Below are 14245 nucleotides of genomic sequence, written 5' to 3'. Positions count from 1 at the left end.
AAATATATTGTTAATGACTGGCGCTTTTAGGAGCGCCAGTTTTTTATTGTCAAAATTTTGATTAGTGACCCTTCACCGTTTTACCCATACACTTTATCCTATTCGATTTTTTAAAATCTCTTTACTGTGTAACAATGCTGCTCATAGCGTTATTATCTTTATTAAGAAAAATTCTCATAAAACAAATGTCATTAATCGTTTCAAGTGATATTCTATAGAGTTAATAATAACTATACTCAAACTAATAATAGGAATAAGACCACGTGCGACGTTTTTTTTATGCCGTTGATAACAACAACGCTGATACCTCACTATTACCTAAATTGGGTGAATTATCGCTAGGTAGTAATATCGAATTGACAGGCAGTATCGCCCATCATTGGTGCCGTGTATTACGGGCAAACATCGGTGATCAGGGTATACTGTTTGATGGATTTGGCGGTGAATATAAGGTAGAGCTACAGACAATCAGTAAGAAAAACGCCACTGCTACCTTACTTGCACATATAAGCGACGATCGTACAGCACCTACTATCACCCAAATTGGCTTAGTCATGAGCCGCGGTGAGCGTATGGATTATGCTATTCAAAAGGCGACTGAGCTTGGCGTGACTGCCATCCAATTACTCAGCAGCCATCATGGCGAAGTCACATTAAAACCTGCCCAAGTGGAAAAGAAACTGGCGCATTGGCAACAAGTGGCAATTGCCGCTTGTGAACAATGCGGTCTTAATCGTCCACCCCTTATTCTTGCGCCACAATCTATCAAAGAATGGCTAAGCAATGCGAAAACGGAGATAGCTGTCAGCTCTGTCGTCTCTACGCTTAGTCGTGACTCTTACTATCAAGTGTTAGAAAATACTGCAGATCTGTGTATGCAAATGAGCGTACCAGCAGCAGGACAACCTGCCATGCCTAACGCTTTATACGATATTCTCAAACAACAAACCCCTTATATCAAACTCTTGATCGGACCTGAAGGTGGTTTAAGTAGTGACGAGTGTGAACAGGCAGAAAGTGTTGGCTTTGAGCCTTGGCAGATCGGCACAAGAGTCTTACGTACCGAAACCGCACCAGTGGTAGCATTAGCTACTTTACATGCTTTGAGCACTTAATGAAAACTGATAAGTACTAGTATGACTATCGTAGTTTTTGTCTTTTATGCTTATAGTCAAAAATAATATCTGTTCTTCATCGTGCATAGTAAAACGCGATGCCAATTCAATATCAGTAAATTGACAATACAGTTCTTATTTTTATAAGTCCTTATCTTTTGTGAGCCACTATTATGAGTAATTGTGACACTATTCCAGTATCAATCAAGCAGCAGTTGATGAGCACACTTTGTGAACAGCTTGAGGACGCCATATTTGTATTGGATGATAACTTACGTTATTTAACAGTCAATGCCAGTTATGAGCTTATGATTGGCTATAAAGAAGAGTTCTTAGTTGGTCGACCACTTGGTATTTATGCTGCTGAGTTTTTATCGGACGCAGAGCAGCTGATCTTAAAAGATATCAGCAATAACCTAGACAGTCATGGCTTTTACGAGCTTGATTTTTCAATGGTCAATCGTTATGGCGAACCGATTGACTGCCATGTTACTTATCGCAAGATTTATGTTGAGCAGAAGGCTTATCATGTTGGTATGTTACGAGACATGTCGTCCGTCATCAAAGACCAAAAACAGGTCGCACATTTACTCAACTACGACCAAATCACAGGCCTTCCCAACCGCAAAGTATTTTTGAGTCAGACGAGTGACACGCTATTAGATAGTTACCAAGAGATCGTCCTCGTACGCTTAAATATCGACCGTTATCGCAATCTTGCCAGCCTACTAGGGCCTGATGGTGCTAATGATTTTATAAAAAACTTTGTAAAAGAAGTGGAGACTCTCAAATTACATAACTTACGCTCTTTTTCTCACTTTGGTGGTGATGATTTTGCGCTATTATTTGAAGTTAAAGATGCCAATATGGTGCGTCATCAACTAGACACGCTTATGCAAATGTGTGAACGACCCTTCTTTACTGATAAAAATCATGCAACAGATGCAAATATTTACTACCATATCTCTGTGGGTGTGAGCTGTTTTCCAAAAGACGATAACGAAGTAACTAGTTTATTAACCAAAGCAGAAAAAGCACTCGACTATGTCAAACAGCATGGTGGAGATGATATTCGTTGGTACGATGAGGCCATCGAAAGTGCTACTGCTGGTAGCTTAGAACTAGAGTCTGAGCTTAGAGTTGCTACTACAGAAGGCCAATTTATTCCTTATTACCAGCCAAAATTCTCATTAGAGACTGGCGCTATTACAGGCTTTGAAGCATTGGTACGTTGGCAACACCCTACTCGTGGTTTGCTTAAACCTGTCCATTTTATCAATGCCATTATCGCGTACAAGCTATCTTTTGATTTGTTTTCACAGCTGGCCATTAAAATTGTCAAACAATTATCCGTTTGGCAACAGAAAGGGTTTCATCAACACGTCTGTATCAATGCTGATGCGGCTGAATTTAGCCACCCTGATTTCTTTGATATGGTGAGCACACTGCTGACAGAGAATGGCGTTGCTGCACAGCAGTTGCATATTGAAGTGACCGAATCGTCTTTGATTCAGCGTCATGACAATGTAAAAAAACAGCTCAACTCACTTAGAGAGCTTGGCGTACGTCTAGCGCTAGATGATTTCGGTACTGGTTATGCATCGTTGAGCTACTTACAAGAATACCCCTTTGATTTTATCAAGATCGACAAGAGCTTCATCTCCAATATTGAAACTGATCGGACCCAGCACGCGATTGTAAAAGCTATTTTAGACTTAGCCGCCGCTTTAGACATGCAAGTCGTTGCTGAAGGTATTGAAACTGAGCAGCAGCGTGATGTGTTACTAGATATGGGTTGTAAAAATGGTCAAGGTTATTGGTTTAGTAAACCCGTGGCGGCTGACGTTGCCACTGAGATGCTGATTAAGCAGAACACTTCTGAGTAAACGCTAAGCTGCTAATTATAAGCTACTATGTTAAGACTCATAGAATAGAAGCCTGTTTGACGTTTATCACCCTTATATATGTGACATTACCTGCACATATATAAGGTTCTACCAAATAGCGTTGTCATTTAGACTGGTGCGTTTGTCATTCTGGCGAACGCTATTTTTTTGGCTGTCATTTTTTCATGTTAATATTGGTCATACAAAGGACTACCCGTCTTAGTATCATTAAATTTTTCATAAGCTTAATGCTGCTGTCTCCTAGCGCCTAACGTTGATTGCATAACCGATGCAAGATAGGTTCATGACTTATCAGTCCTGTCACCAAACTTGTATAATCACCTATGAAAGCCTATCTTTTATAGTGAATTTGTTAGAGTACATTTAATCTCTCATTGGCTCTAACGATCACCACTCTTTTCAATACTATTTTATGTAATCGATGGCATGGTTGACCTGCTTTACTGTTTATCATTTATTTAGATTTTCAGACTGGCTAGGTAAGAATAACGCACTAGAGGATAGTGCGACCATATGCTCATTATTGGCTATGATCGATTACATTCCAAAAAGGACAGGAAGTTATGCAATACAAAGCGCCCTTACGTGATATCCAATTCGTTATGCATGAACTACTCGATAGCGAAAGCCATTACAAAACTTTGCCTGCGTTCCAAGAAGCTGACCGTGAGCTAATGGACAGCCTGTTTGAGATGGCTGCAAGCTTTGCTGAAAACGAACTGTCACCATTGAACCAAAGCGGTGATGCTGAAGGCTGTAAGTTTGATAACGGTAAAGTTACCACGCCAAAAGGCTTCAAAGAAGCTTATGATGCGTATTGTGAGCTTGGCTTCCCAGCTTTGTCTGCTGAAGAAGATTTTGGTGGTCAAAACATGCCTTTTTCATTGTCTTCTGTCATCAATGAAATGGTCGGTACAGCTAACTGGTCATTCTCTATGTACCCAGGCCTATCACACGGTGCTATCCAAACCATCGAGCATCATGGTACTGATGAGCAAAAAGAAACTTATCTAGAGAAAATGGTCACTGGCGAATGGTCAGGTACTATGTGTCTTACGGAAGCACATGCTGGTTCTGATTTGGGCATTATCCGTACCAAAGCTGAGCCTAAAGAAGATGGTAGCTATAGCATCACAGGTCAAAAGATTTTTATCTCTGCAGGTGAGCATGACCTAACTAGCAACATCATTCATATCGTTTTGGCTCGTCTACCAGGCGCACCTGCTGGCACCAAAGGTATCTCACTGTTTATCGTTCCTAAAATGACGGTCAACGAAGATGGTAGCGTTGGCGAAAGCAACAATGTCGTTTGTGGTTCTATCGAGCACAAAATGGGTATCAAAGCCTCTGCAACTTGTGTCATGAACTTCGATGGCGCAACAGGTTACTTGATTGGACCTGAAAACCGCGGCCTACAGTGCATGTTTACTTTCATGAACGTGGCACGTATCGGTACTGCCGTGCAAGGTTTGACTGCAGCAGAGTATGCATTCCAAGGTTCATTGACTTATGCAAAAGACCGCTTAGCAATGCGCGCGCTTTCAGGTACAAAAGCACCAGAAAAAGTGGCTGACCCTATCATTGTACATCCAGCTGTTCGTAACATGCTATTGACTGAAAAAGCCTTTGCGGAAGGTGGTCGTGCGTTAGTCTACTATCTCTCTCACTTTGCAGATACCGTCGCAAAAGGCGAAGGCGAAGCACTGAAGTTTGCTGACCAAATGTTGTCACTATTGACCCCAATTGCTAAAGCATTCTTGACTGAAACAGGTCTAGAAGCTGCTAACCACGGCGTACAGGTTTATGGTGGTCATGGTTTCGTTAGTGAATGGGGTATGGAGCAGAACGTACGTGATACGCGCATTTCTTGCTTATACGAAGGTACTACAGAGATTCAGGCACTTGACTTACTAGGCCGTAAAGTCTTAGGTTCACAAGGTAAGCTGCTTGCCAACTTTGTAAATGTTATTCAAGAATTCTGTGAAGAAAACAAAGAAAATGACGAGATGGGTCAGTTCATTCGCCCACTTGCTAAGCATCTTAAAGAATGGGGCGATTTGACTGCACGTATCGGTATGCAAGCAACTGAAACTCCAGAAGCTGTCGGCGGCGCGGCGGTAGACTACATGTATTTCAGTGGTTATGTCACCCTAGCCTACTTATGGGCGCGCATGGCACTGGTTGCTCAAACTGCTATCGCAAACGGTACTGGCGAAAAAGCATTCTATGACGCTAAAGTTAAGACGGCTCAGTTCTACTTCGCTAAACTATTACCACGTACTACTACGCACGTACAGCGTATCAGTACTGGTGTAGAGCCATACATGAGCATGGATGTTGATCAGTTTGCCTTTTAATTAAAGCGCTGAAGTTCATAAACATATAATTTTAAGCGGCAACATACTTCGGTGTGTTGCCGTTTTTTATGTATATTAGAGCGTGTTTTCAATTCACTCAAGAGTCGTTTAAATAGACTAGAAATGAGATAAAGACGTGCCTTAATGATGACTATAACAATATTTTTGATAGTAGCAATTGTATACACGCACCGACCTACTTACCTTCTCGCATTATAGTTATCGATAAGGTGCCTATAAGCACTTCAATAGCCGCTGCTAACTTTTGGTGTACGCACAATTCACGAAGAAATACACTCGCTCACAAGCTTATTTGTTAAACTTTGGTTATTAATCGCTAAGGTTATACCAAGAGAACAGTTGATAATCTTAACAACTTCAATTTTAATTATTTGAACCAAAGGAATGTTTATGGCTGTTTATAATGCCCCTCTTAATGACATGCGCTTTATCTTAAATGACGTATTCAAGGCACCAGAGTTTTGGCAAAACAATGAAAACTTGGCTCATGTCGACACCGAAACTGTCGATATGATTTTAGAAGAAATGGGAAAACTGTCAAAAAACGTTCTATTGCCTATTAACCGTAGCGGTGATGAAGAAGGCGCAACTTTTGAAGGTGATGGCGTCGTTACTACGCCAACAGGATTTAAAGAAGCTTACAAACAGTTTGCTGAATCAGGTTGGGTTGGCTTAAGCGGTAACGCTGAATACGGTGGCCAAGGCTTCCCTAAAATGGTGACCATGCTCACCGAAGAGATGGTTTTCACTGCCAACCAATCATTTGCACTGTATCCAAACCTAACGGTTGGTGCAACGCTTTGTCTAAACGCAGCTGGTTCTGAAGAACAAAAGCAAACCTATCTAGAGAAAATGTACAACGGCGAATGGGCTGGCACCATGTGCTTGACAGAGCCGCATGCTGGTACTGATTTGGGTATCATTAAAACCAAAGCCGTGCCTAATGATGATGGTAGCTATGGCATTTCTGGCACCAAAATCTTTATCACTGGTGGTGAGCATGACCTTACAGACAACATCATTCATTTGGTACTAGCAAAAACACCAAATGCACCAGAAGGTTCAAAAGGCATCTCGCTGTTTGTCGTACCAAAATTTTTGGTCAATGCAGATGGTAGTTTGGGCGAGCGTAATACGTTAGCTGTAGGCTCTATCGAACACAAAATGGGTATCAAAGCCTCTGCAACTTGTGTGATGAACTTTGACGATGCTAAAGGTTGGATGGTTGGCGCGGAAAATACGGGTCTATCATCAATGTTTATTATGATGAACTATGAGCGTGTCACGATGGGCTTGCAAGGCCTTGGTGGTTCTGAGCTGGCCTATCAAAACGCAGCGCTATATGCCAATGACCGTGGTCAAGGCCGTAGTGATACACAATTGCAAAGCCCAGAAAAGCCTGCTGACGCTATCATTCATCATGCTGATGTCCGTCGTATGCTATTGAACGCCAAAGTAAATACTGAAGCATCTCGCTGCTTTGCTATGTACGTTGCCAAAAATCTTGATGAAGAGAAATTTAGTACCGATCCTGAATCAGCTAAAGCAGCTGCGGCTCGTGTTGCCCTATTGACGCCAGTTGCAAAAGCATTCTTGACTGACAAAGCATTAGAAGCAACGGTTGATTGCCAACAAGTCTTTGGTGGTCATGGCTATATCCGCGAATGGGGTATGGAGCAGATCGTTCGTGATACGCGTATTGCACAAATTTATGAAGGTACCAATGGCATTCAGGCGCTTGACTTACTAGGCCGTAAAGTTGCTCGCAATAATGGCAAATACGTCACCCACTTCTTAGGTGAGATTCGTGACTTTGTCAGCAACATGCAAGCAGACCATGCTATCAAGCAAGCTACTTTGAATGCAGCAGATACTATTGAAGAGCTAACGACCACTGTGCTTAACAATATCGGCGAACGCAAAAATGAAATCAATGGCTGTGCTGTTGACTACATGCATGCCTTTGGTTACCTCGCCTACTCTTATATGTTTGCATTGATGGTAGAAGCTGCTAATGGCAAAGATGGTGAGTTTTATACCAATAAAGCCAAACTTGCAGATTATTTCGTCGGTCGCGTCCTACCGCGTATTGATGCTCATGCACAGATGGTTAAAGCTGGTAGTGACCCAATGATGAACTTTGACCTTGCTTATTTCGACGTTCCTGCGAGCTAAGCTCATGGTAAAGCTAATCTAAAATATCTTGATTAAAAGGACAGTCGTGTTACTGTCCTTTTTTTTGTCAAAATAACTGCTAACAAAATAATTCAATATCAATCGGCAGTTCCGATTAAAATAATACAAGATGTCGCTCGACTACAATTGAACGATTGGCAACTATTTCTATGGTAACCACTTATACTGACTTAAATAATAAAAACGATTGAAACAACAATAATGAAGGGTGCGACGTGTCAGAATTGAAACGCATTTTACAACAGATTACCGCCTTGAGCGACGTGCCAGATCCTGCGGTACTCAAACGCTTGATTGATGAACTACGAGTCAGTGATAAAGAACCTGCATTGGCCAATGAAAAAATTCAATCCCTCATTGATATCATTCATCAGCATCCAGAATATGGGGACGGTCTATCTAGTTTTGTGCTAAAACTGATTATTCAATATCGACAAATCGCCCTGTATACCGATACTGGCATCATGTCCGACCAAGGATTTTTTAACAGTTTGCGCCGTTTGATTGGGCATCGATTTTTACCATTATTACCACAAGATGATTCTGTCGTTGAACTAATAGGATATCTGTTTAACAAACGTTCTGATGAACGCTGGCTGGCCAATATTGAAACAGAGAAATGGGATAAGTTGGTTGAACTGGTTCGCGTAGAAGAGAAGCACTTAAATCTCGTCGCTACCGCGAAAAATAGTATTTTAAACGCCATTATCATTCTATCTTATCGCATCAGTGGTATTGGCTTACATCCTGATTTGATGGAATCGTATCCACAAATGCTGAACTACTCAGCGTCTTTTGTGGCACAAAATCAAGAAGCCGTGCTATTCGTCAATCAATATCGTCAAGCGCATGAGCTTGATACATTGACAGATATTACTCCAGAGCAAGCAGTCGATCCGGCGCCACTATTGGTGATGCTTGAACAGTGTGAGGATATCGTTGCGACTGTACGTAAGCGAATTTATAAGACAGGTATTTCTATTCGTTTAACCAATATGATGCTGCGTCTAGATCAAAGTTTGCAGCGTATGCGGATTTTGACTGAGCTGGTCACAGATGACAACCAACGGCGCGATCGTGCCGTTATCGAGCTGATACAAGCGCTCATTACTACTGCCAATCGTCGCTATAGTATCGGTTATTTGATTGATAACAATACCAAACTACTCTCTCGTAAAGTCACGGAAAATGCCAGTCGCGTCGGCGAACATTATATCAGCACCGATAAATCGGGCTACCAAAAAATGTTCAAAAAAGCCTCTATTGGTGGCTTTTTCATTGCATTTATGGCAACCATAAAAATACTAGCGTATCACTTAGCGCTCGCCCCTATGGGTCGCGCGTTCATCAACAGTATGATCTATGGCTTGGGCTTTGTATTCATTCATGTCATTCGCGGTACAGTAGCGACCAAGCAGCCCGCCATGACTGCTGCTGCCATTGCCTCTACCATATCTGAAGGTTCTGGTAAAAAATCGCATCAGTTGACTAAGCTATCAGAACTGGTCGTCGATATATTACGTACCCAGTTTATCGCTATCATGGGTAACGTCATGCTCGCTGTACCAGTCGCTTTGATTATATCCTTTGCTTGGCTGCAATATACTGGTGCGCCAATGATTGATACCGAAAAGGCAGGACACTTACTACATGATCTTGACCCATTCAACTCATTAGCACTTCCCCACGCTGCCATTGCTGGGGTTTACCTGTTCTTATCTGGTTTGATTGCAGGCTACTACGACAACTTAGCAGTTTATAATAACGTAGGTGCGCGTATACAACGTCATAAATTGCTAAAATACATATTACCTAGCTCATGGCTACAGCGCTTAGGCGGTTTTATAGAGGCCAACTTGGGCGCTATCATGGGTAACTTCTTATTCGGGGTGTTCTTGGGTAGTACCGCAACTATTGGCTATATCTTTGGCTTACCAATTGATATTCGTCATATTGCTTTTGCCTCAGCAAACTTGGCACATGGATTGTTTAATATATCTGCTGATGATATAAGTTGGAGCCTGATTCTAATTTCTATACTTGGCGTAGCACTTATTGGTCTGGTTAACTTAATCGTTAGCTTTTCGCTGGCACTGTTTGTTGCCCTGCGTTCTAAAGAAGTTCGCTTCTTTGAATGGAGTCGCCTCACAAGATTGGTGTTTGGTCATATCATTGGCCATCCGTCTGACTTTTTCTGGCCTCGTGATAAACCAATGGACTATGCACGTATCGATAGCCAGGGTCATATGATATTCGATGATACGTCAGCACATAAAAATGGGAAGTCTATACCCACTAATTATGTAGTAAGGCGTCTGTCTGATGTCAGAATACTACCTGAGTCTAAGCATGCTGATGCGCAAAGCTCAAAGACAAACACAGACATAAACTATGAAAAGCAGCCAACAGATGAGCACACTCAGCCGTACAACTCTCCTGACAAAGTGATGGATTTGGATGATGGCTTAGTCGATGAAGAGCTAAATAGCGTTCCTTATACTGATGATATACAGTATGACAAAGCTACCAAAACGATAAATGAGATTGATAGCGACGTTGGCAATGATGAATCCGATCACCACACCAACTCTGATGACAAACAGAATGGTGACGCAAAAACACCTTTGCCAAAACCTAAAAAGCCACCAAAGCTACCTAATTAAATGGGTAATTATGATGGCTTTATGCTTGGTCAGCTGTTGATGACGTTGTTAACAAAGTTATCGACAATGCTCTTCCAATAATTGTTTAGCAGTTGCCGCCTAAACTTTCAAAAACCACTGACTTAGCCATTTTTATAGAACAACAGTCTTTTTCTAACGAGAAAATCTCGTCCCACATAATCAGAACACTTCTACTTAATGGAGTCGCTATACTCATGTTTTATTTACAAAGCATGAGTATTTTTTTGTGTCAAAGACTATTTAGTACTGATATAGCCATATAGAAAATATCAACAGTATTAGCATGGCACCAATATTATCAAGCAATGTTCGGTCGAACAACTGACGTTTTCTTATAATACGTGAGACCTATACTGACTCTCATTATATATTTGCTGTGCAAGAATTTAAGAATTGCGGTTTTGCTTACTATTAAATTAAACTTATGTAGGTTGTTATAGTATAACTACTGTTAGTTAATGTTACTCACTTAAAACAAAACCTTTTCTAAATAGAAAAACTTTCTTAACTTATAAGAAAGTTTAATAGGGACACCTAATGGCACAAGCAACGCAACTCATCTTGCAAAAGAATAATGTCAACTTGATCAATCAAGTATTAAATAGCAACCAACCTACGAAAATAGCTGCTGAAGAAGGTATGCAGATTACTTTAGTAGATGCTAAGACAGGCCAACCCGCTAAAAAATTACAAGCTAAGAAAGTGGCGGATGATCTACTGATTGCAGATGAAAATGGTGAGGTATTGCTCACTATTGAGGATTACTACCTAACTGATAATGTTGCACTCGGCACAGTTAGTGATGTAGGTTTTGTTGAATTTGATTATGTGAGTACTGAAACAGGCACAACGACACAAGTAGCTTCAGAAACTTCCTATACAACGCTTGTATCGGAGATGCTAGGTGATGCTTCATTGATTGGCGGTATCAGCAATGGTGTCTTATTGGGTTCAATTGGCGCTGCCGCCTTAGGAGTAGCAGCTATAAGCAGTGGTTCAAGCGATAGTTCATCAAAACCACCTGCTAACGAACTGCCTGTCTCCAAAGACTCGATTATCACTGCTATAGAAGACACCACTACCGAAGGTCAACTAGAAGCAGCTACCGATGTCGATGGCAACACGCTAACCTATGCCCTAGACTCAGATGCCAACAATGGCACGGCGGTAGTTAATGCCGATGGTAGCTATAGCTATACACCAGATGCTAACTTCAATGGCTCAGACAGCTTCACTTATACCATTGATGATGGTCAAGGTGGCGTGACCACTCAAACCGCAACGATTGATGTTGCACCGATTAATGACGCACCTGTGGCTGAAGACAGCAGTATCAGTACTGATGAAGACACAGAAGCCACTGGCACACTGGCTGCCGCTACCGATGTCGATGGCAACACGCTAACCTATGCCCTAGACTCAGATGCCAACAATGGCACGGCGGTAGTTAATGCCGATGGTAGCTACAGCTATACCCCTAATGCTAACTTTAATGGTGAAGACAGCTTCACTTATTCTATTGATGATGGTCAAGGTGGCGTGATCACTCAAACTGCTACGATTACTGTCGCTGCCGTCAATGATGTGCCAGTGGCTGAAAATAGCAGTATCGGTGTTGCTGAGAATTTCGTCGATACGGGTATGTTGGCTGAAGCCAACGATGTCGATGGTGATGAACTGACATTCACCCTAGATACCGATGCCAGCAATGGCATAGTCGTTGTCAACGCAGATGGCAGCTACAGCTACACACCAAATGCTGACTTTAAAGGTGAGGATTCGTTTACATATAGCATTAACGACGGTAACGGCGAAACCATCACTAAGTCTGCTAATGTTACTGTATCCTCGTTTGATCAAGCGTTTAACTTCGAACTACAAGAAGCCTTTGAGACCGAGGTGGTTAGCGAGCTGCAGACGGTAGTGGATAAGCAAGCTACTTCTTATATAAATGATCGTATAACATTCGAAGTCACTGGTGACAATGGAACGCCTAGTCTGGTGCTTTCTAACGGCTCTAATGTCATTCAAGGTTCATATAGCTACACTCTACAAGGGCCAGGAATCTCAGCCTCTACCTCCGGTAGCATCTCATCAGTCGGCTCAAGCAGTTATTCAGTTGATTTTCGCACAAGTACTTTGCCACCAGGTAAATATACTCTAGATTTGTATGTCAATTCACGAGGATCATCAATTGACTTTAACGTCACTGAACTTAAAGATGTTGAATCTACCAATTTTGCAGGTTATCAAGAGATCACAGGCAATATCTTTGCAGACGAAGATGGAAATATCAACACTCCTGCCAGTTATAAGATGCAGCTAGATGGACAGTCACTTGTGAACACCGCTGCAGATTCTATTATCCTCGATACAGATAACGGCAAGCTAACCTTAGAAGCTGATGGCTCTTATAGTTATCTCTCAGACCGTAATGATCTAGATTTAGAGGCTGAGAAGCTAGCAGAAGATTTTTATGTGAAGGTTATTGATTTAGACACTAAGCAAGCTAGTCACTATGGGATCAATATTACTTCAGACACAACGCCTCCAGAGTCAGGTGAATTAGTTCTCAATAACTTTGAGGATACGGGCATATCTAAAGATGATGGCGTTACTCAAGACAACACTTTTGATTTGACTATTAAGAACAATGAAACTGGTAGCCAAGTTGAGTATCAGTACTCAACTGACCATGGCGCGACTTGGACAGTATTGGTAAACGGCGAGGCTTCTAACTTAGCAGATGGTGACTATAGCTTTAGAGCCAAGGTAACCGATGAATCACTTAATGAGAGCCTTACAGCAGTAAAAGATATTACGATCGACACCACTGTTCCGATCTTAGGTGATATTTTAAACTTCAATACCGCCACCAATCAGCTAGAGGTTAATGCAGATATCGATCAAGACACGCTACAGGCTTTTAAATCCGAAAACGGTACTTTAAAACCACTCGATGATGCTACTAACATTGCATTTGCAGAGGGTGACTATCAAATTAAAGCGTCTGATGTGGCTGGAAATAGTACTTCTCTAGATTTTGTAATGTCTACCGCCTCAGAGTACTTTGAGTCAGCAGATATTATTGATATTATAAAAGGCTCTGCTGGAGACGACTACATTTATGGTGGCGATGGCGATGATATTCTAATATCAAGTGGTGGCCGTGATGTTTTAGACGGTGAAGCAGGAGGTGACACACTAATCCTTGGTTCAAACTCATCTGGTATCAGCACTACGTTTATGAGCGGTGGTAAAGATAATGACACTTATATTATTGGAGCTACAGAACTATCAGGAAGTGGCTATGGTGTTACTATTCTAGATCATTATGGTTCAAACACATTAAAATTGAAAGACATTGATACATCTGATGTGGTTTTAACTCGCGTTGATACCGAGTTAAAGCTATCCATAGAAGGCAGGGAAATAAGTATTAATAACCAGTTTGGTAAAGGTCTCTTGGGTACAAACTCTATAGATAATATCATTTTTGATGATGGAACAGCCTGGGATAAAGCGACTATAGAGAGCATGATAAACACAAATAGTGCTCGCAGCATGATGTCATTCGATGAAGAGGAAAACTCCAATACTGAAATAGATATTTTTGCAGACTCACAGCAAGTAGAACTGCCTAACATTGATGATCTACTTGATGTAAATAATAGTGAATTAACGTTTGAAAGTGCTGATACAATGGCTATAACTAAGGAGACTACTACAGGATTTAGTGGAGCCTCTGAACCATCAATAGCAGCGGACTTCACTATAGTGCAAGCACTTAATGATAATATGCAAACAGAAGCGACGTTCCATATTATGTAGAACTCTATTGTATGCAATAATCAATATTGAAAAAGCGGGCGATGAAGTTCATTGCCCGCTTTCTGTTTTAAGCATACCCCAACAGAACCAACTATTTCACCCTTCAAACCTATTAACAGACCACCTAAAACAGA

At 41.5% G+C, this 14245-nt stretch carries 6 protein-coding genes; all 6 read left to right on the top strand.

The features are described from left to right. Positions 1 to 263: 263 nt before the first annotated feature. The 6 genes from ACT3QN_RS07525 (at position 264) to ACT3QN_RS07500 (ending at position 14111) form a co-directional block, all read left to right on the top strand. Positions 264 to 1115, top strand: a complete 852-nt coding sequence (locus ACT3QN_RS07525) for a 16S rRNA (uracil(1498)-N(3))-methyltransferase (RefSeq protein WP_444522738.1) — start codon at positions 264 to 266, stop codon at positions 1113 to 1115. 173 nt (positions 1116 to 1288) lie between these two features. Further along, positions 1289 to 3001: a putative bifunctional diguanylate cyclase/phosphodiesterase gene (locus tag ACT3QN_RS07520; RefSeq protein WP_444522737.1), complete on the top strand. Its 1713-nt coding sequence runs from the start codon at positions 1289 to 1291 to the stop codon at positions 2999 to 3001. Between the two features lie 584 nt (positions 3002 to 3585). Further along, on the top strand, positions 3586 to 5379 hold the full coding sequence (locus tag ACT3QN_RS07515; RefSeq protein WP_444520741.1) for an acyl-CoA dehydrogenase C-terminal domain-containing protein: 1794 nt from the start codon (positions 3586 to 3588) through the stop codon (positions 5377 to 5379). A 411-nt stretch (positions 5380 to 5790) separates the two neighbouring features. Further along, positions 5791 to 7575 (top strand): acyl-CoA dehydrogenase C-terminal domain-containing protein, encoded by a 1785-nt coding sequence (locus ACT3QN_RS07510; RefSeq protein WP_444522736.1) that lies wholly within the window; start codon positions 5791 to 5793, stop codon positions 7573 to 7575. Between the two features lie 236 nt (positions 7576 to 7811). Further along, entirely contained in the window at positions 7812 to 10259 is a 2448-nt protein-coding gene (locus ACT3QN_RS07505) for a site-specific recombinase (RefSeq protein ID WP_444522735.1), read from the top strand. Positions 10260 to 10817: 558 nt separating this feature from the next. Then, positions 10818 to 14111: a tandem-95 repeat protein gene (locus tag ACT3QN_RS07500; protein ID WP_444529168.1), complete on the top strand. Its 3294-nt coding sequence runs from the start codon at positions 10818 to 10820 to the stop codon at positions 14109 to 14111. Positions 14112 to 14245: the final 134 nt, after the last annotated feature.

This window comes from Psychrobacter sp. AOP7-C1-14, from assembly GCF_052376135.1.
GTDB lineage: Bacteria > Pseudomonadota > Gammaproteobacteria > Pseudomonadales > Moraxellaceae > Psychrobacter.
The sequence above is the reverse complement of the archived record's forward strand: the minus strand, read 5'-3'. Positions and strand labels throughout refer to the sequence as shown.